Origin of the sequence: Arthrobacter sp. WCS2018Hpa-7, assembly GCF_031843805.1 — a bacterium.
Lineage (GTDB): Bacteria > Actinomycetota > Actinomycetes > Actinomycetales > Micrococcaceae > Arthrobacter.
Genome location: NZ_JAVTJB010000008.1, coordinates 115,549 through 134,813, shown reverse-complemented (window position 1 = coordinate 134,813; position 19,265 = coordinate 115,549). Strand labels below are relative to the sequence as shown.

Annotated in this window: 16 protein-coding genes and 1 tRNA gene; 7 read left to right on the top strand and 10 right to left on the bottom strand. The window is 62.8% G+C overall.

Annotation, left to right across the window (positions count from 1 at the left end; translation table 11 throughout):
* Nucleotides 1–194: 194 nt before the first annotated feature.
* The gene (locus tag RQH14_RS11295; protein WP_311213338.1) at nt 195–452 is read right to left on the bottom strand and encodes a hypothetical protein; all 258 of its coding nucleotides are present in this window, start codon (nt 450–452) and stop codon (nt 195–197) included.
* Nucleotides 453–491: 39 nt separating this feature from the next.
* Here RQH14_RS11295 and RQH14_RS11290 point away from each other — a divergent pair, with 39 nt between their 5' ends.
* Complete coding sequence (locus RQH14_RS11290; RefSeq protein WP_011774832.1) at nt 492–725, top strand: DUF5703 family protein; 234 nt, start codon at nt 492–494, stop codon at nt 723–725.
* 4 nt (nt 726–729) lie between these two features.
* Here RQH14_RS11290 and RQH14_RS11285 read toward each other — a convergent pair whose 3' ends face one another.
* Nucleotides 730–1,890 carry an acyl-CoA dehydrogenase family protein gene (locus RQH14_RS11285; protein WP_311213337.1) on the bottom strand — a complete coding sequence of 387 codons (1,161 nt, stop codon included), beginning with the start codon at nt 1,888–1,890 and terminating at the stop codon, nt 730–732.
* A 29-nt stretch (nt 1,891–1,919) separates the two neighbouring features.
* Nucleotides 1,920–3,224 carry a M20/M25/M40 family metallo-hydrolase gene (locus RQH14_RS11280; RefSeq protein WP_311213336.1) on the bottom strand — a complete coding sequence of 435 codons (1,305 nt, stop codon included), beginning with the start codon at nt 3,222–3,224 and terminating at the stop codon, nt 1,920–1,922.
* A 268-nt stretch (nt 3,225–3,492) separates the two neighbouring features.
* On the opposite strand from RQH14_RS11280, the gene RQH14_RS11275 reads away from it, so the two are divergent.
* Nucleotides 3,493–3,575, top strand: a tRNA-Leu gene (locus RQH14_RS11275).
* A gap of 188 nt (nt 3,576–3,763) precedes the next feature.
* Here the strand turns inward: RQH14_RS11275 and RQH14_RS11270 are convergent.
* From RQH14_RS11270 to RQH14_RS11260, 3 genes are read right to left on the bottom strand one after another with little or no spacing between them, the layout of a single operon-like run.
* Nucleotides 3,764–4,690, bottom strand: coding sequence for a MaoC/PaaZ C-terminal domain-containing protein (locus RQH14_RS11270; protein ID WP_311213335.1), 927 nt, complete (start codon nt 4,688–4,690; stop codon nt 3,764–3,766).
* Nucleotides 4,687–6,027, bottom strand: coding sequence for a 3-oxoacyl-ACP reductase (locus tag RQH14_RS11265; RefSeq protein ID WP_311213334.1), 1,341 nt, complete (start codon nt 6,025–6,027; stop codon nt 4,687–4,689). The genes RQH14_RS11270 and RQH14_RS11265 overlap by 4 nt, the downstream gene beginning before the upstream one ends.
* 9 nt (nt 6,028–6,036) lie before the next feature.
* A complete protein-coding gene (locus RQH14_RS11260) occupies nt 6,037–7,389 on the bottom strand; it encodes an acetyl-CoA C-acetyltransferase (protein ID WP_311213333.1) in 1,353 nt (450 codons plus the stop codon).
* Between RQH14_RS11260 and RQH14_RS11255 the strand changes: the two genes are divergently transcribed.
* Both RQH14_RS11255 and RQH14_RS11250 read left to right on the top strand, forming a co-directional pair.
* Nucleotides 7,388–8,143, top strand: coding sequence for a TetR/AcrR family transcriptional regulator (locus tag RQH14_RS11255; protein WP_311213383.1), 756 nt, complete (start codon nt 7,388–7,390; stop codon nt 8,141–8,143). The two genes, RQH14_RS11260 and RQH14_RS11255, sit on opposite strands and share 2 nt — an antisense overlap.
* Nucleotides 8,144–8,189: 46 nt before the next feature.
* Nucleotides 8,190–10,292 carry an acyl-CoA dehydrogenase gene (locus tag RQH14_RS11250; RefSeq protein ID WP_311213332.1) on the top strand — a complete coding sequence of 701 codons (2,103 nt, stop codon included), beginning with the start codon at nt 8,190–8,192 and terminating at the stop codon, nt 10,290–10,292.
* Nucleotides 10,293–10,413: 121 nt separating this feature from the next.
* Here the strand turns inward: RQH14_RS11250 and glgA are convergent, their stop codons facing one another.
* Nucleotides 10,414–11,610, bottom strand: a complete 1,197-nt coding sequence (gene glgA / locus RQH14_RS11245) for a glycogen synthase (RefSeq protein ID WP_311213331.1) — start codon at nt 11,608–11,610, stop codon at nt 10,414–10,416.
* A 93-nt stretch (nt 11,611–11,703) separates the two neighbouring features.
* Here glgA and glgC point away from each other — a divergent pair, with 93 nt between their 5' ends.
* Together glgC and RQH14_RS11235 are read left to right on the top strand one after the other, a co-directional pair.
* Complete coding sequence (gene glgC / locus RQH14_RS11240; RefSeq protein ID WP_311213330.1) at nt 11,704–13,116, top strand: glucose-1-phosphate adenylyltransferase; 1,413 nt, start codon at nt 11,704–11,706, stop codon at nt 13,114–13,116.
* Between the two features lie 73 nt (nt 13,117–13,189).
* Entirely contained in the window at nt 13,190–14,641 is a 1,452-nt protein-coding gene (locus RQH14_RS11235) for an SDR family NAD(P)-dependent oxidoreductase (RefSeq protein ID WP_311213329.1), read from the top strand.
* An 86-nt stretch (nt 14,642–14,727) separates the two neighbouring features.
* On the opposite strand, the gene RQH14_RS11230 is transcribed toward RQH14_RS11235, so the two are convergent.
* From RQH14_RS11230 to RQH14_RS11220, 3 genes are read right to left on the bottom strand one after another with little or no spacing between them, the layout of a single operon-like run.
* Nucleotides 14,728–15,579, bottom strand: a complete 852-nt coding sequence (locus RQH14_RS11230) for a transglutaminase family protein (RefSeq protein ID WP_089595100.1) — start codon at nt 15,577–15,579, stop codon at nt 14,728–14,730.
* Nucleotides 15,576–16,502, bottom strand: coding sequence for an alpha-E domain-containing protein (locus RQH14_RS11225; RefSeq protein ID WP_026540668.1), 927 nt, complete (start codon nt 16,500–16,502; stop codon nt 15,576–15,578). The genes RQH14_RS11230 and RQH14_RS11225 overlap by 4 nt, the downstream gene beginning before the upstream one ends.
* A gap of 55 nt (nt 16,503–16,557) precedes the next feature.
* Nucleotides 16,558–18,114 carry a circularly permuted type 2 ATP-grasp protein gene (locus tag RQH14_RS11220; protein ID WP_311213328.1) on the bottom strand — a complete coding sequence of 519 codons (1,557 nt, stop codon included), beginning with the start codon at nt 18,112–18,114 and terminating at the stop codon, nt 16,558–16,560.
* A gap of 111 nt (nt 18,115–18,225) precedes the next feature.
* Here RQH14_RS11220 and RQH14_RS11215 point away from each other — a divergent pair, with 111 nt between their 5' ends.
* Nucleotides 18,226–19,263 carry a putative sulfate exporter family transporter gene (locus RQH14_RS11215; RefSeq protein ID WP_311213327.1) on the top strand — a complete coding sequence of 346 codons (1,038 nt, stop codon included), beginning with the start codon at nt 18,226–18,228 and terminating at the stop codon, nt 19,261–19,263.
* Nucleotides 19,264–19,265 lie beyond the last annotated feature (2 nt).

Here is a 19,265-nt window from a genome sequence, read left to right as displayed (position 1 = left end):
AAGGCGCACCAGTAGTCGATACTCAACTTTGCGCAGGATTACCTATGACCCCTACGTGCAAGTACCTACCCAGGGGTGCCGGGACTACGTGCCCTGACGAGTAAAAACCCCGGAAATCCGGGCGTGAAACGCTGCCAACAAGACGTCAAGGCACAAAAAACCGGCCGCCCGCAGGCGGCCGGTCGATGGCGTTCCTAGTCCTCGACGATTTCGAGGTCTTCGTCGAGCACCTCGTCGTCTTCGTCTTCCTCGTCATCGAAGACCTGAAGCGGAGTAACCTCGGAATACGCCTCGTAGAGTGCGTCCTCGTACACTTCGAAAGCATCGGCAACAGCGAAAAAAGCGGCCTCGACATTGGGGTCGCCCTCACCGCGGCGGGCGGATGACGCAGCCAGGTGCTCTTCGAGGGCGGCGGTCAATGATTGAAGCGCGACACGCGGATCGATGCTCATGCCTTCACGTTAGCCGGAAAAGGACGAAAATGGAGAGGGATGAGAGAACAATTTCCGGGTAGCTCCGTAGAGCGCCAACGAGACTATGCACGTCAGTACGAGTACCTCGTCCTGACGGTGGGACCTGACGATTCGCTGCCCGACGCCCGGCGCCGGCTCGCCGAACATTCCGAGTACGGCAAGTGGGAGCTCGAACGCAGCGTGCTCTACCTCGGCGGTGGCCGCCGTTTTTGGCTGCGCCGCAAGGTGTATTCGGTCCAGCGGACCGTCTAGGCTCCTAACCGTCCAGCGGCCCCAACCAGGCGTTGGCCACCGTGTTGTGTGCAGATTCGTCGTTGGACGGATGGAAAATGCCCGCCAAGACGTCCCGGTAGAGGCGTTCCATCTCTGAGCCCCTGAAATAGCTGGAGCCTCCTGTGACACGGATGGCAAGATCCACCACGTAGCGCGCGTTTTCCGTAGCCCGGGATTTGAGTCCCACCAGCCGGGGGAACCACTGGGCTCCATGGTCCACCAGGTTGTCCACGTCGCGGGCAATGCTGGATATTTGTGGTGCGATGCCATCCATGGCCAGTGCGGCGTCGGCCACCTTCCACCGGATATCAGGGTCCTGCGCGAAGCTGCGTCCACCGTGTTTGGCCGATACCCTGCGTTTGACGTTCTCTACACCAAGAGTGAAAGCACGCTGGGCCACCCCCGTATAGACCGCGGCGAGAAGGGTTTCAAAGCACGCGAAAATTGCGAAGATCAGCAGGTCATTGTTAGGTCCTGCCGGGAGCTTGCGGAAGATCCGCTCCGCCGGGACCACAGCGCCATGCAGGAGCGTGGTGTTCGAAGCGCTGGCCCGCATGCCCAGGGTGTCCCAGTCGCTGAGCGTTTCGTGTCCGGGCTCGTCGCGGCGAAGAAAGCCGAACACCAGCTCCCCCTCTCCGGCCCTGGCGTCGGAGTCTTTACCGAAAGTGCCCAACCGGGTCCAGCCACGCGACAGGCTCGTGAAGATCTTCCGGCCCGTGAACTTGTAACCTCCATCGGGCAGCGGCTCGGCGACGGTGCCAGAGTCGAACAACATCGAATCATTGCCGGCTTCGGAAATGCCGAAGGCAAAGACTTCCCCCTGCCCCGCTTCCTTGAGGACGAAGTCCAGGGAGTTATCGCCTCGTGCAGCCATGACCTGCGCGACGCCGGTCCACACCAAGTGCATGTTGACGGCCAACGCTGTGGCCGGGGCCGCCGTGGCGAGCCTTTGCTGCAAGGCAGCTGCCGCTTCGAGACCGAGCCCGAATCCGCCGTCGGACTCCGGTACGAAAAGTTTCAAGTAGCCGGCCGCGGCCAGCTCCTCCAGGTCTTCATGGAAGAACGCGTTGTTTTGGTCGTAGCCGGCAGCGCGGCCGCGCAGCCGCTCAAGCAGGGCGTCGGGGAGGATTTCCTCGGGAGACATCTCCAGGCCTCTTTCTCGCTGATTGCGGTCTAGTAGTTGCTCAGCAACCTGTTCAGGACGCGTGCGCCGAATTGGAGGGACTCGGCCGGAACGCGCTCATCAACGCCGTGGAACATGCCGGTGAAGTCCAGCTCATCAGGAAGCATCAACGGGGCGAAACCGTACCCGGTGATGCCGATCTTGCTCAAGGACTTGTTGTCCGTGCCGCCGGAGAGCGTGTAGGGAAGCACCTTGGCGCCGGGATCCTCGGAGTGCAGTGCATCGATCATGGAATCCACCAGATTGCCGGCGAACGGCACTTCCAGGGAAACATCCTTGTTGACATAGTTGATGTCGATGCCCTCGCCGGCAAGTTCCTTGATGGTCTCGAACACCAGTTCCTGCTGGCCAGGAAGCGTCCGGCAGTCCACGAATGCCTCTGCCGACTCCGGGATGACGTTGTGCTTGTACCCCGAACGCAGCAGCGTGGGGTTGGAGGTGTTCTGCAGCGTCGCACCCACAAAGCGGGCTACTGTGCCGAGTTCCTTCAGGATGATGTCCGGGTTGTCGGGATCGAACTCGACGCCGGTCAGTTCGGTAACGCCGTCCAGGAACTGGCGGGTGGTAGGGGTCAACTCCACCGGCCACTTGTACTCGCCGATCCTGGTGACGGCAGCGGCCAGGCGGGTGACGGCGTTGTCGGTGTTGATCTGGGATCCGTGGCCGGCACGGCCGTGTGCCACCAGTCGGAGCCAGGAGAGGCCCTTCTCGGCTGTTTGGAGCAAATAGGTCCGCTGGCCGCCGATGGTGGCGGAGAAGCCACCCACTTCCGAGATCGCCTCGGTGGCGCCATCAAAGAGTTCGCGCCGGTGTTCGATGGCGTAGCGGGCGCCGTAGGTGCCACCGGCTTCCTCGTCGGCAAAGAACGCGAAAATGATGTCGCGCTTGGGTTTGCGGCCCGTCCTGGCGAAGTCGCGCATGACTGACAGGATCATGGCGTCCATGTCCTTCATATCCACCGCACCACGGCCCCAGACCAGCCCGTCCTTCAATTCGCCACTGAACGGATCAACGCTCCACTGGTCTTTCAGGGCAGGAACAACATCCAGGTGTCCATGAACCACCAAGGCGTCGGCAGACGGGTCTTCGCCCGCCATCCGGGTCACGACGTTGGCGCGGCCGGGGGCGGATTCGAAGATTTCAGCTTCGAGGCCCACTTCCGTAATGAGGCCGGCCGTGTATTCGGCCGCCGCGCGCTCCCCCGGTCCGGTGTCGTCGCCGAAGTTGGAGGAGTCGATGCGGATCAGCTCCTGGCAGATCCGGACAACTTCATCTTCGGGGCGGATGACAGACATGGAAACTCTCCTTGCGTGGCTGGGCTGCAGGTTCCGGCGACGTGCACTGCGGCTCCCGCAGCGGCACCGTCCCGTATCCCATCAGCCTACTCACCGGACCGGCACCGCGTCAGGAACGCATGGCGCCGGAAGTCTCCGGGTGTCCCTCGAGGCCGTCCTGACCAGCGCCGATTTTTCCGCCACCGGAAACCGTGTTAGAGTTTTTCTCGCTGCTTCGGAGGAAAGTGAAGCACCGGAAGGTGCAAAACGGCTCAACCGAACACCACCTGCGCGGGTGGCGGAATGGCAGACGCGCTAGCTTGAGGTGCTAGTCCTCGAAAGGGGGTGGGGGTTCAAGTCCCCCTCCGCGCACTATCGCAAGGCCTGGAATCCACGGATTCCGGGCCTTGTTTTGTCTGTGGCCCGGGTTGTGCCGGCGTCGTGCCTTATGTCCCGCCCGCGTTTCCAGGGCAGTTTCAGGGCAGCAGTCAAGGATTAACGACGACGACGGCGGTCACCTTTCGGTGACCGCCGTCGTTCCGTTATCGACGGGAGCTTGCTCAGCCCAACGCCGCCACAGTGCCGGTGAAGTGCCGCCGGCCGCTGCGGGCATTCCACGCTACATAATCCGAACGTTCCCAACTGCCTGAACCAGACTGAACCGTGGAAATATCCACGGCGACCCGTGCCGGGAGGAACACCGGGGCCTCAAAGGCAACGTCCCAGGTATACGAATCGGATTTGACGGCCCCCACGTCAGCCAGCGCACGGGAAGCAAGGTACATTCCGTGGGCAATTGACCCTCGTAAGCCCAGTGCCTTGGCAGAAAGGACGCTGAGGTGGATCGGGTTGAAGTCGCCGGAGACCGTTGCGTAGCTTCGGCCTGTGTCCAAACCGAGTTGCCACAGCGCGGTGGGGTTGGGAGGAGAAAAGTCGCTGGGTGCTGATGCTCCGTTCGCGCTTCCGGGTTTGTCGATGCCCGGCAGGAAGACGCCCTTGGCCAAGCAGGTGGAGACGCCACGCCAGAGCAGGGCGCCGCTGGACGCCGAGCGGACCTCCGCCACAACATCCACCTGCGTTCCGGCTTTGTGGCCAGCAAGGTTCTCAGCCCATGACCGGATGTCCAGGGCCTCGGAGAAGGCTATGGGAACCCGTTGTTCCACATGGTTCTTCAGGTGGATCATGCCCAGGAGCGGCAGCGGGAAATCATCCCGGTTCATGACGCTCAACGAGACCGGAAAGGCCAGGGCATGGACATATCCGGCCGGCAGGGTGTCGCTGGCGGTCTCCCCTACCAGATGTTGGTAAGCGGTCAGGTTTCCCACGTCTGCCTTGACGTTACGCACTTCGTGGCTGACCGAGGGCACGGTGTGCTGGCTCGTGGACGCGCCCAACACCCGACGGCGGGCGGCGCTTGTTGCCGCGTTGACGTAGAGCTTGGACAGTGAGGGCAGCTCGCCCAGGATCACTGGCTGGGGATTGGTCATGCTCCCACCAATTGCTGACCACAGACCCGCAGTACCTGACCAGAAATTCCGCCAGCGGCATCACTGGCCAAAAAGGCAATGGTCTCGGCGACGTCCCGGGGCTGACCACCCTGCTTGAGCGAGTTGAGCCTGCGGGCAGCCTCGCGGATGGCGAAGGGCATCCTGGCCGTCATTTCGGTTTCAATGAATCCGGGGGCCACCGCGTTGATGGTTCCGTCAAAAGGTTCCATCAGCGGGGCTGTAGACCGCACCATCCCGATCACCCCACCCTTGGAGGCGCCGTAATTGGTCTGGCCCCTGTTGCCGGCGATGCCGCTGGTGGAAGCCACCGACACGATGCGCGGTGCGACCTTGAAGTGTTCGGACGCGAGAAGGACCTCGTTGATGCTCAGCTGGGCTGCGATATTGACGGCGATCACTGACTGCCAACGGCTTTCGTCCATGTTCGCGAGCAGCCTGTCACGGGTGATTCCCGCGTTGTGGACCACGATGTCGAGCCGGCCGTGGCGTTCCACTGCGTGTTCGATGATCCGGTGCCCGGCGTCATCACGACTGATATCGAGCTGAAGGGCGGTGCCCCGTACCTCGTTGGCCACTGCAGCCAGGTGGTCCCCGGCCGCCGGAATGTCCACGGCAACCACTGTGGCGCCGTCGCGGTGCAGAGTCCGGGCGATGGCAGCTCCAATACCCCGGGCCGCCCCGGTGACGACTGCGACCTTGCCGGCCAACGGCTTGTCCGGGTCGCTGGGCAAAGCCCCTGACGCCGAGCTGACCGTCAGGAACTGTCCGTCCACATAGGCAGAACGCCCGGAGAGGAAGAACCTCAGTGCGCCCAATGCCGACGGGCTGGTGGTGGCGAGGTCGTCGTCGAGCAGTATGCCATTGGCGGTGGAGCCAGTGCGGAGTTCCTTGGCCAAGGACCGGACCAGCCCGTCAATGCCTTGGCGCGCAGCAGCCGCGGCAGGGGTTTGGGCTGATTGGGACGTCCGGGAGATGGTGACCACCCTTGCGTTGGTGCCCAGATCACGGAGCGAAGTGCCTGCGGTCAGTACCGGCTTGGCAAGGTCTGCGGGATGCTGGACGGCATCGAGGACCATAATGATGGCCCCCAGCTTTTCCTTGGGCAACGCGTTCCGCCGGACATCAAGACCCCATCCGAGGAGTGTGGTGGCAATATCATCCGCACCTGGGCTGTCTCCGTTGACCAGGACTGGGCCGGTGACCAGCGGGCTGCCGGGTTGGTAGCGGCGAAGTTCCACCGGTTGCGGCAATCCGAGCCGTTTGGCAACGTCCCTGCCCAGTCCGCGGCTCACCAGTTGTGTGTATTTGTCCGTCATGGAGCTCCCCTATGCTGCTTCCAGAAGGGCGACGACGCCCTGGCCGCCTGCGGCGCAAACGGAGATCAGGCCACGGGCCGGACGCCCGTCAACTGCGCCCTTCTCATGCAGCATTTTCGCAAGGGAGGCCACAATCCTGCCACCTGTAGCGGCGAATGGGTGCCCGGCAGCCAAGGACGAGCCGTTGACGTTGAGCTTGGCCCGGTCCACCTTTCCGAGTGCGCCATCGAGTCCAAGCCTGGTGCGGCCAAAGTCCTCATCCTCCCAGGCGGAGAGCGTGCTCAGGACCGTGCCGGCGAATGCCTCGTGGATTTCGAAGAAATCGATGTCCTCGAACGTCAAGCCGTGACGGGCCAGGAGTCGCGGAACGGCGAACACGGGCGCCATGAGGAGGCCGTCCTTGCCGTGCACGAAGTCTACCGCGGCGGCTTCTCCGTCCAGGACCGTTGCGAGCTTGGGCAGGCCGTGGGCGTCGGCCCACTCATTGGTTGCGAGCAGGACGGTGGACGCGCCGTCAGTGAGTGGTGTGGAGTTGCCCGCTGTCATGGTCGCTTCCGCGCCGAGGTTCTTGCCGAAGACCGGCTTCAGCGATCCGAGTTTCTCCAAAGTGGTATCTGCGCGCAGGTTGGAGTCGCGGTTGAGGCCGCGGTACGGGGTAATGAGGTCATCAAAGAAGCCACGCTCGTAAGCTGCAGCGAGATTGCGGTGGCTGTTGAAGGCAAGTTCATCCTGGGCCTCGCGGGTGATCTTCCACTGCGCCGTGGTGAGTGCCTGGTGCTCCCCCATGGACAGGCCGGTGCGAGGCTCACCCGTATTCGGTGCGTCCGGGGCCAGGTCCTTGGGGCGGATGCGTCCGATGATCTTGAGCTTTTGTACAGGGGTTTTGGCGCGGTTCAGGTCCAGCAGGATCTCGCGCAGTCCCTCGCTTACGGCGATGGGGGCATCGGACGCCGAATCCACTCCGCCGGCAATGGCTGAATCGATCTGCCCCAGCTTGATCTTGTTGGACAGCCCGATCACTGTTTCAAGCCCGGTTGCGCAAGCCTGCTGAAGATCATATGCAGGGGTTTCAGGTGACAGCGCTGAGCCGAGGACGGCTTCCCGCGTGAGGTTGAAATCCCTCGAGTGCTTGAGCACGGCTCCGGCAGCTACCTCGCCAATGCGTTCGTCCTGCAGCCCGAACCTGGCGATCAACCCGTCCAGTGCCGCGGTGAGCATGTCCTGGTTGGAGGACTTGACGTACGCTCCCCCCGTGCGGGCAAACGGGATGCGGTTGCCGCCCACAATGACCGCTTTGCGTGGTGCGTGGGTGGTGGTAGCCGGTTCGCCGGTTCCACCCGTGGTGACGTCTGCTGCAGCCATGCTGGTCTCCTTCGATCAATGCCAGTTACTGATACCCAGCGTACCTGATACGCTGGGTATCGTGAACAACCGCCACGAAGAATTCGCCAGTGCTGCAGCGGACGCGCAGAATACCGCCGTCGACGGCCGGACCGCCCGCTGGCAGTCCCACCGCGAGGAGCGGCGTGCCGAACTCATCCGGCAAGCCCGCAAGGCCGTTCACAGGCTAGGCAGTGACGCGTCCATGGAGGACATCGCGGGAGCCGCCGGAACGTCCAAGTCCGTTTTCTACCGCTATTTCGGTGACAAAGCCGGACTTCAGCAAGCCATGGGCGAGGTAGTGCTGGGGCAGATGCAGCGCCGCATGCAGGAAGCCGCACAGTTGGCCCAGACCCCCCGCGAAGGGTTGTTTGCCATGGTCTCCGCCTACCTGCAGATGGCCGAATCAAGCCCCCACGTCTATGCGTTCATTACCCGGCTCACCCCAGGTGAAGCGTCAGCGCAGGACGCCATCGCCGCGTCTGGAGCGCTGGGGAACTTCTTTGAGCAAATCACTGAAATGATCGCCACCCCCATGCGGGAGTACCTGGGCGAAGAGAAGGAAGCGGTGCTTGTGTATTGGCCCACCGCCGCAATCGGACTCGTCAGGAACGCCGGAGAGATGTGGCTCGGCAGCCCGGCAGGCGGAGCCAAGCCGGACCAGGAAACCATGGCGGCGCAAATCACTGACTGGCTGTGCCTCGGCATTGCTCCAGCACTCAAGACATCCACCTGACACCAGCAATGACTCATCAGTTGTCGGAACCAAAGAAGGAAGCAACATGACTGAAGTAGTGGACCGGACTGCATCCGCCCAAGACCCCACGGGCAGTAAGGACGCTGCCGCCACTGGCGCCGAGCCTGTGGTGGACGTGGCCGCGCTGGGAGAGCAACTCCTCGGCAAGTGGGCTCATATCCGCCATGAGGCACGCAAAGTGGCCGGCAATCCGGTGGTACAAAAGATCGAAGGGCTGCACCACACCGAGCACCGCGCCCGCGTGTTCGAGCAATTGAAGTTCCTGGTGGACAACAACACCGTGCATCGTGCCTTTCCCACCCGGTTGGGTGGCTCCGACGATCACGGAGGCAACATTGCAGGCTTCGAAGAGATCGTTACCGCCGATCCGTCCCTTCAGATCAAGGCAGGCGTCCAGTGGGGCCTGTTCGGCTCTGCCGTGATGCACCTCGGCACGGTGGACCATCAGGACAAGTGGCTCCCCGGCATCATGAGCCTGGAGATTCCCGGCTGCTTCGCGATGACCGAGACCGGCCATGGCTCTGACGTTGCCAGCATCGCCACCACGGCGACATACGACGAAGCCAGCCAGGAATTCGTCATCAACACACCTTTCCGTGCGGCGTGGAAGGACTACATCGGCAATGCAGCCAACGACGGCCTGGCCGCTGTGGTGTTTGCCCAGTTGATCACCAAGAACGTCAACCACGGAGTCCACGCTTTCTATGTGGAACTGCGCGATCCCGCTACCAAGGAATTCCTCCCCGGCATCGGTGGCGAAGACGACGGCATCAAGGGCGGACTCAACGGCATCGACAACGGCCGGTTGCACTTCACGGATGTACGGATCCCCCGCACCAACCTGCTGAACCGCTACGGGGATGTGGCTGTTGACGGCACCTACTCCTCCAGCATCGGCAGCCCCGGGCGCCGTTTCTTCACCATGCTCGGCACCCTCGTCCAAGGGCGTGTTTCCCTGGACGGAGCAGCGGTTGCCGCCAGCAAGGTGGCCTTGAAGACGGCCATCCAGTACGCCACCGAACGCCGTCAGTTCAACGCATCCTCGGCAACCGATGAGGAAGTCCTCCTGGATTACCAGCGTCACCAGCGCCGACTGTCCACCCGGCTCGCCACTACCTACGCGGCCAGCTTCGCGCACGAGCAACTCCTGCAGAAATTCGACGACGTCTTCTCCGGCGCGCACGACACCGACGCCGACCGCCAGGACCTGGAGACGCTGGCAGCCGCCCTCAAGCCGCTGAGCACCTGGCATGCCCTGGACACGCTCCAGGAATGCCGCGAAGCCTGTGGTGGCGCCGGATTCCTGATCGAAAACCGCTTTGCCTCCCTCCGTGCGGACCTTGATGTGTATGTCACCTTCGAAGGCGACAACACCGTGCTGCTGCAGTTGGTGGCCAAGCGGCTCCTTGCCGACTACGCCAAGGAATTCCGCAGCGCTGATTTTGGTGTCCTTGCACGCTATGTGGTGGACCAGGCTGCCGGTGTGGCCCTCCACCGGACGGGCCTTCGCCAGGTGGCCCAGTTTGTGGCCGACACCGGATCGGTTCAGAAGGCGGCTTTGGCTTTGCGGGACGAGGAAGGCCAGCGCACCCTCCTGGCTGACCGCGTGCAGTCCATGGTCGCCGAGGTCGGTTCTGCACTGAAGGGAGCCAACAAACTCCCCCAGCACCAGGCCGCGGCCCTGTTCAACCAGCACCAACACGAACTCATAGAAGCGGCCCAGGCACACGCTGAACTGCTCCAGTGGGAAGCTTTCACCGAGGCCCTGACCCATGTCACGGATGAGGGAACCAAGCGCGTGCTGACCTGGCTGCGCGACCTGTTCGGTTTGTCCCTGATTGAGAAGCACCTTTCCTGGTACTTGATGAACGGCAGGCTCTCGATGCAGCGTGGCCGAACGGTGGGCACGTATATCAACAGGTTGCTCGTCAAGATCCGCCCGCACGCTGTGGACCTCGTTGATGCTTTCGGCTACGGTCCTGAGCACCTGCGGGCCTCGATCGCGACCGGCGCAGAATCCACCCGTCAGGACGAGGCACGGAAGCACTTCCGTGAGCAGCGGGCCAGCGGCAGTGCACCCGCAGACGAGAAAACCCTTCTTGCCCTGAAAGCGTCCAAAACCCGCTAGCAGAGCCAACCAGCCGCGAGGTTAACATTCGCGGAACTGTTGAAAAGCACGACGGCGCCGTCCCCACCAAAGGGGGCGGCGCCGTCGTGCTTTCATTTTCTGCTGTTGGAGCGCTGCCGGTTTAGCGCAGGACCGACCGGTAGACCTCAAGCGTTGTTTCCGTAATGGATTCCCAGGAGAAGTGCTCTTCCGCGCGGCGGCGCCCCGCTATACCCATTTCGCGGGCACGTGCAGGATCTGCCACTACCTCGTTCAAGGCTGCCGCGAAGTCGCTGACGAATTTCTCCGGGTCCAGGGGCGTCCCGGTTCCGTCGGTGACTTGCTCCAGCTGCACCAGGAGTCCGGTTTCGCCGTGCTGGACCACCTCCGGAATCCCGCCGGTGGCACTGGCCACTACCGCCGCACCGCATGCCATGGCTTCGAGGTTCACGATGCCCAGCGGCTCGTAGATCGAAGGGCAGGCGAATGCCGTGGCATGGCTGAGCACCTGGATGAGTTCCTTTCGGGGCAGCATCCGCTCGATAAGGACGACCCCTTGGCGCTTGGTCTGCAGTTCCTCGATGAGCCGTGCAGTTTCGGCGGCAAGCTCGGGAGTATCGGCGGCTCCCAGGCACAGGACCAACTGGACGTCGTCAGGCAGGCTTGACGCCGCCCGAAGCAGGTACGGCACCCCCTTCTGGCGGGTGTTGCGTCCAACGAAAACCACGCTGGGCTTGGCGGGATCGATGCCCAGCGCACGAATTGCGTCATCCTCTTCATCGCGTTCCCAGAGGGAAACATCGATGCCGTTGTGGACGACTCGGACTTTGTCGGGATCGACGTCGGGGTAGCTGCGGAGGATGTCCTGGCGCATGCCGTCGGAGACGGCGATGATCGCAGCTGCTGCCTCATAGGCTGTTTTCTCCACCCAGGAGGACAGTGCGTAGCCGCCCCCCAGCTGCTCAGCCTTCCACGGGCGCAGGGGCTCAAGGCTGTGGGCGCTGAGCACATGGGGAATTCCGTGCAGCAGCGAGGCGAGGTGGCCCGCCATGTTGGCGTACCACGTGTGCGAGTGGACCAGGTCCGCTCCCGCAATGTCCGGAACGATCCTCAGGTCCACGCCCAGGGTTTGGAGGGCGGCGTTGGCATCGCCGAGGTCGTCGGGCGTGGCGTAGGACGCCACCGAAGCCCCGTGATAGTCGGCATCACGCGGCGCGCCGAAGGCCCGGACGTGAAGGTCGACGTGCTTTGCCAGCACCCGGCTGAGCTCGGCAACGTGGACACCGGCACCGCCATAAATTTCCGGAGGGAATTCTTTAGTCACAATGTCTATTCGCACGCTAACCAACGTAGTCGTTCCGGCGTATGTGTTCTAGTGTGAAAGAGTCCGGAAAATCGGACTTTTGGGGGATACGAAGACGTACGGGGAGCTGTGACCATGGCGTTGAAGAAAGTTCTGGCAATCGTATTGGCAGGCGGAGAAGGCAATCGACTCATGCCGCTGACGGCGGACCGGGCCAAGCCCGCGGTTCCGTTCGCAGGCGGCTACAGGTTAATTGACTTTGCACTATCCAATCTCGTCAATTCGGGATATTTGAAAATCGTTGTACTGACGCAGTACAAATCGCACAGCCTCGACCGGCACATCTCGGAAACCTGGCGTATGTCAACGCAACTGGGCCGGTATGTAGCTTCTGTTCCCGCGCAGCAACGCGTGGGTAAGAGTTGGTTCCTTGGCAGTGCCAACGCCATCTACCAATCGCTGAACCTCATCCATGACGACGCCCCGGACATCGTGGTTGTGGTCGGCGCCGACCACGTGTACCGCATGGACTTCTCCCAAATGGTGGAGCAGCACATTGCCAGTGGCGCGAAAGCGACTGTTGCTGCAGTGCGGCAGCCCCTGAACATGGCCAACCAATTCGGCGTGATCGAGGTAGACCAGAACGATCCCCAGAAAATCGCCGCGTTCGTCGAAAAGCCGGCCAGCACCCCCGGGCTGGCAGCAGATCCCACACAGTTCTTGGCATCCATGGGCAACTACGTCTTCAACGCAGACGCCCTGGTGGAAGCCCTGCATGTTGACGCTGAAAGACTTGATACCAAGCACGACATGGGCGGGGACATCATCCCCTACTTCGTGGACCAGGGCGAAGCAGGCGTGTATGACTTCACGCTCAATGACATCCCCGGTGCCACCGACAGGGACCGGACTTACTGGCGCGATGTCGGTACCATCGACTCGTTCTATGACGCCCACATGGACCTCATCTCCCCCGTGCCGATCTTCAACCTCTATAACTCCGAGTGGCCGATCTACACGCGCCAGAGCATCTCGCCCCCTGCCAAGTTTGTCCGTGGCGAGAACAACACCGTGGGTACGGCCCTCGATTCCATTGTTGCCAGCGGCGTGGTGGTTTCGGGTGGCATCGTCGAAGGTTCCGTGATCTCCAACGACGCCTATGTGGCCGCCGGCAGCCGTGTCCAGGACTCCGTCCTCATGGACAAGGTCCGGGTAGGCGAAGGCGCTGTGATTAAGCGGGCCATCCTGGACAAGAACGTGAAGGTTCCTGCAGGAGCGGCCATCGGCCTGGACCCCGCCCTGGACAAGGCACGGGGGTACAAGGTGACGGAGTCAGGGATCACGGTACTGGCAAAGGGCCAGCTCGTGCCCGAGCCCGGCGAAGCGGAGCTCGCGCTGTCCGCGCAACACCGCCGTGGACTGCCCGAGGCTGTCAAGGCGGCCACCCACGATGATCCGGACATCCGCGACTCGGCCGAAAAGGTAGCAGCAGGAATCCAGTCACGCGTCGCGGACGCCGCAGCGCAGGGGGCCTCGCACTAAGCGTTGGGCGCCCGGCTGACGCCGACAGAACCCGAGGCAGGCCACTGGCTCCCAAGGCTGTAAAATCAGGTCAATGAGCTCCACCGATCTGACGCCTGAAGAGATCCAGGCCTGCCTCAAGGTTCTGACCACGATCCACGTCTACGACGAGGAGCACCCGGACTACGTTGCAGTCCGCCGTGCCACCGGCAAGATGTTCAAAGCTGTCAAGCGACACCGCCGGGTCACAAAGCGCGATTCCATCGCCGAGGCAGACCGGGCCGTCATCGCCCTGACGGCCACCGCCGCTCCGGACCGCATTGACGACGAAACCCGCGGCAACAAGCTGGCACCCTCCGCCACCGGCGAGGTCGCCGGTCACCTCATCCGCTCGCGTCCGTGCTACATCTGCAAAAAGCACTACACGCAGGTTGATGCCTTTTACCACCAGCTCTGCCCTGAATGCGCGGCCTTCAGCCACAGCAAGCGTGATGCACGCACAGATCTCACAGGACGCAGGGCCTTGTTGACCGGCGGACGCGCCAAGATCGGCATGTACATCGCACTGCGCCTACTCAGGGATGGCGCCCACACCACCATCACCACCCGCTTCCCCAAAGACGCGGCCCGTCGTTTTGCTGCCATGGAAGACAGCGGCGAGTGGCTGCACCGGCTGAGGATCGTCGGCATCGACCTCCGTGACCCGGCACAGGTGATGGCTCTCACGGACTCCCTCAACAAGGCCGGCCCGCTGGACATCATCATCAACAACGCGGCCCAGACCGTCCGGCGCTCCGGCAATGCCTACAAGCCCTTGGTCGACGCAGAGGACGAGCCATTGCCCGCGGCCCTTGACGCTGCCAACGGTGGCCCCGAGTTGGTCACGTTCGGCCATGCCCATGACAAACACCCTTTGGCCCTGGCCAGCAGCGTCACCGAGCACCCCGTCCTGGCGGGGGATGCGATCACCTCCCTGGCACTCTCCACCGGATCGGCGTCACTGGAACGGATCGAGTCGGGAACGGCGATCGATGCCGGCGGCTTGGTTCCTGACCTCGCGTCGATCAACAGCTGGACTCAAGTGGTGGACGAGGTGGATCCCTTGGAGATGCTCGAGGTCCAACTGTGCAACGTCACTGCTCCCTTCCTGCTGGTGAGCCGCCTTCGGGATGCCATGAAGCGATCCACGGCGCATCGGAAGTACATCGTCAACGTCTCGGCCATGGAGGGGCAGTTCTCCCGTGCGTACAAGGGCCCCGGACACCCCCACACCAACATGGCCAAGGCCGCGTTGAACATGATGACCCGGACCAGCGCCCAGGAAATGCTGGACTCCGATGGCATCCTCATGACTGCAGTGGACACGGGATGGATTACCGACGAACGCCCGCACTACACGAAGGTCAGGCTCATGGAAGAAGGTTTCCATGCGCCATTGGATCTGGTGGATGGCGCCGCGAGAGTCTACGACCCCATCGTGATGGGCGAAAAGGGCGAGGACCAATACGGAGTCTTCCTGAAGGACTACAAGCCCTCGCCCTGGTAAAAATCTGAAGTTTTTGTACAGATAAGGCCCCTAAGAGCGGTTCTTAGGGGCCTTATCTGTACTCAAATTCCTGTGCGAGCCAACTCCTACGCGAGGCGCGTGATCTCCACGGAAACCGAGAGTCCCGAACCGCCGCCGCCGGACAGGATGCCCTTCAGCGGGGGAACATCGCGGTAGTCACGGCCCCGCGCCACCGTGACGTGGTAATCACCTGCCGGCTTGTGGTTGGTGGGGTCCCAGCTGCGCCATTCCCCATCCCACCATTCCAGCCACGCGTGCGACTGGCCCGCAACGGTTTCGCCAATGTCGGCCGAGGACCTCGGGTGTATGTACCCCGAAACATAGCGGGCGGGGATGCCGCTGCAGCGCAATGCCCCAATGGCCAAATGGGCCAGGTCCTGGCACACGCCCTGGCGCTGGGACCAGGCCTGTTCGGCATTGGTCGTCACCCCGGTGGTGCCCTTCATATAGGTCATCTCACCGGCCATCCAGGCGAACACTGCCAAGGCTGCCTCGTGGGGATTCTTCCCCTCCACAACACCGGGAACAATGCCCAGGACTTCCTCGCCCGGTCCACTGAGCCTGGACTGGGGCAACCAGTCGCTGAACTCGTCCTGGACCTTGTCCGACGCAATGACGTCCCATCCGACGATGTCGTCCTCGACTGCCACGCGTTCGGTCCGGTGCACTTCCACGGTGGCCGTGGCAAGGACCTCAAGGCTCTCATGCGGCATTTGCATATCGAATGCCGTGACCCTGGTACCCCAATAGTCACGGTAGGTGCTGACGGACGCCTGGTTTGGTGAGACCTTCAGCGAGGACTCCAGGACCACCTGCTGGCCGTCGGTCAGGGGTGTCATCCGGGCCTCGTTATATGACAACGTCACGCGGCGGTTGTACTTGTAAGCCGTCTTGTGGACGATGCTCAGCCGGGTCATGAAACTTCTCCCACCCAGGCGTGCTCATCAGCCTGATTGAAGTACTTACGGGAAATCGCATCGGACGCCTGCGTCACGGCCTTCTGCACGCGTTCCATGTGCTCGGGCAGCTCGGACATGAGGTCGTCTGTGCGGTGGAACTCGAGGAACGTGCGGGCCTGGCCAACAATGCGCCGGGCATCGTTGATGAAGCCCACACGCTGGGCTGATGGGTCCAGTTTCGCGAGGCATTCATCGGCATCACGCAGGGCGTAGACGATGGACCGCGGGAACAAGCGGTCCAGCAGCAGGAATTCCGCGGCATGCTGGTCTCCGAAAGCCGCCCTGCGTGTACGGATAAAGGACTCATAGGCGCCTGCGCACCGGAGCATGTTGACCCACGACATTCCTGCAGACTGGACATCGCGCGTAGAGAGCATGCGGGCAGTCATGTCCGCCCGCTCCAGGGAACGGCCCAGTACCATGAACAACCAGCTCTCGTCATGGCTGACGGTGGTGTCCGCAAGGCCGCGGACCATTGCTGTCCGCTCCAGCACCCAGTTGCAGAAACGGTAGGTTCCCACCACGTCCTTGCGATGCTGGTTGAGGCCGTAATACGTGGTGTTCAGGCTTTCCCATAGGGACTGCGAGACAGTTTCCCGGGCACGCCGTGCATTCTCACGCGCAGCCCCCAGGGAGCCGGCAATGGAGGACGCGCTCTGTTTGTCATACGCCAGGGCATGCAGGAGTTCAGGGAGGCCGAAATCCTCGCTCTGGGGCTTGGCGCCCATCACGGCAAGGAGTTCCCTGGCTACGCTCCGCTGCTCTTCGAGGGGCAGGTGGTTCAGTCGTTCGAGGTGCACATCCAGGATCCTGGACGTGCCATCGGCGCGTTCTACGTAGCGTCCGATCCAAAAGAGAGACTCAGCAATACGGCTCAGCATGGAACTGCCTCCTTCGAGTGGTGCAGGTCGAAGTTCAAGTGGGTATGGAGCGGGGTCACTGTTGCTGCTCCGTTTGGCGGTCACGCCAGTTGCTTTCCACGGGCCACACGGATACCTGTTCACGGACGGTGACGGACTGGCGCGGGATGACCTCAGCGGGGAGCTTCGGCGAGTCGGCCAGCACCCAGGTGTCCTTGGAACCGCCGCCCTGGCTGGAGTTCACTATCAAGGAACCTTCCTTGAGTGCAACTCTGGTGAGTCCGCCGGGCAGGACCCAGACGTCGTCGCCGTCGTTGACTGCGAACGGCCGGAGGTCCACGTGGCGGGGTCCAAATTTGTCCCCGGAGAGCGTCGGCACGGTTGACAACTGGAGGACGGGCTGCGCGATCCATCCGCGGGGATCGGCAATAACCCGCTTGCGCAGGGCATCGAGCTCGTCCTTCGTGGCATCAGGCCCAATGACAAGTCCCTTGCCGCCTGAGCCGTCCACGGGCTTCACCACCAGTTCTTCAAGGCGGTCCAGCACATGCTCCCTGGCTTCCTTTTCCTCAAGCCGGAAAGTGTCGACGTTGGCGATGATCGGCTCTTCGTGAAGGTAGTACCGGATCAGGTCAGGCACGTAACTGTACACGAGCTTGTCATCAGCTACGCCGTTGCCCACAGCGTTGGCTATGGTCACTCCCCCGGCACGTGCGGCATTGACCAGGCCCGGGCAACCCAGCATGGAATCGGAACGGAACTGGAGTGGATCAAGGAAGTCGTCATCGATGCGCTTGTAGATGACGTCCACACGCTGTTCGCCCGCAGTGGTCCGCATGTAGACGCGGTTGCCGCGGCAGATGAGGTCTCGGCCTTCCACCAGTTCCACACCCATAAGGCCGGCCAGGAGCGTGTGCTCGAAGTAGGCGCTGTTGAACACGCCCGGTGTCAGGACAACCACCGTGGGATCGTCCACGCCCGCCGGCGCTGTCTTACGGAGTGCGGAGAGAAGTCGTCGGGGATACTCCTCCACGGGACGGATGTGTTGCTGGCCGAAAGCCTCCGGAAGGCCCTTGGCCATGGCCCGGCGATTCTCCAGAACATAACTGACGCCGGAGGGAACGCGGACGTTGTCCTCAAGCACCCTGAAGGTCCCGGCAGCATCACGGACGACGTCGATGCCCGACACATGGACGCGCACACCGCCGGATGGTTCGAATCCATGGACTGCCCGGTGGAAGTGGGCGCTGGTGGTGACGAGCTGCCGGGGGATCACGCCATCGGTGACTACCGCCATGCGTCCGTAGACGTCGTTGAGGAAAGCCTCCAGTGCTTTGACCCGCTGGGCTACCCCGCGTTCCAGCACATTCCATTCGTCAGCAGGGATAACGCGGGGAACGATGTCCAGCGGGAATGGGCGCTCCTCCCCTGCGTAGTCGAAGGTGACACCGCGGTCCAGGAACGTGCGCGCCATGGAGTCGGCCCGGGCTGTCACGTCGGCCAGGGACAGCTCCCGCAAGGCGCCGGAAACCTGACCGTAGGATTTTCTGGCAACGTGGCCGGGGGCAAACATCTCGTCATAGGCGCCGCTGCGCGCAGCGGCCTCGGAGTAATCCTGGAATAGGTCAGACATGGGAATTAGACAATCACCTTTTTGAGTCGAGCGCATTACGCACTGATTGTGTCGCGGTTTCCGGATGCCCCCGGTTCGCCTTTCCGTGCCCCCATCCGGCAGGGTTGAGGCATGCCCTTCAACAGTCTTGTGCCCCAGCTGTCCCGGCTGGGGCCCGGGTTGGTCCTGAGCATCGCCGCTACGGGCCTTGCCTTCGCAATCCACGCCGTGTTTCCGGCGGTTCCTGCCATGACGCTCGCTGTTGCGTTGGGCTTGCTCTCAGCAAATATACCGGGCACGGCTGTCCTGACGGCGGGGCGCGCCCGCCCGGGGCTCGACTTCGCCGGGAAGCACCTCATGCGTGCGGGCATTGTCCTGCTGGGACTCAAAGTGAGCATGGGTGATGTCCTCGGACTCGGGTGGGTGGCACTGTTGCTGATCGCCGGGGTGGTACTGGTGAGCTTCGCGGGGACGTATGGCCTGGCCCGCTTGCTGCGTCTCCCCGGCGAAGCGGCCTTGTTGATCGCCACGGGCTTTTCCATCTGCGGCGCTTCGGCGATCGGGGCCATGGCCGCAGTCCGGAGGATCAAGCACCAGGACACGGTCCTGCCAGTGGCGCTGGTAACCCTCTGTGGCACCTTGGCCATTGGGGTGCTTCCCCTGCTCATGCACCCCTTGAGCCTCAGTCCGGCGCAGTTCGGTGCATGGACAGGCGCCTCCGTCCATGATGTTGGCCAGGTGGTGGCCACCGCCCAAACCGCCGGGACCTCGGCGCTTGCGATCGCCGTCGTCGTGAAATTGACGAGGGTTGTCCTGTTGGCACCGATAGCAGCCACGGCGGGCCTTCATCAGCGGGTCCTCGATGTCCGGGAACGCGCCAATGGCGCGGCCGGAACGGAAAGAAGGTTCCCGCCGATTGTCCCTATGTTCGTGATGGGCTTCCTCGCACTGGTGGCCGTTCGGTCCCTGGGATGGGCACCGCCGGTGGCCTTGGAGGTCGCGGCAGCGGTTCAGGACATTCTGCTGGCCACGGCGCTGTTCGGGCTGGGCTCAGCCGTACGCATACGGACCCTGATCCACACGGGAGGGCGTGCTGTCCTGGTGGCCTTGGGCTCCTGGCTGCTCATCGCATCGCTGGGCCTGGGCGCCGCCTTGATCATGATTAGATAGCT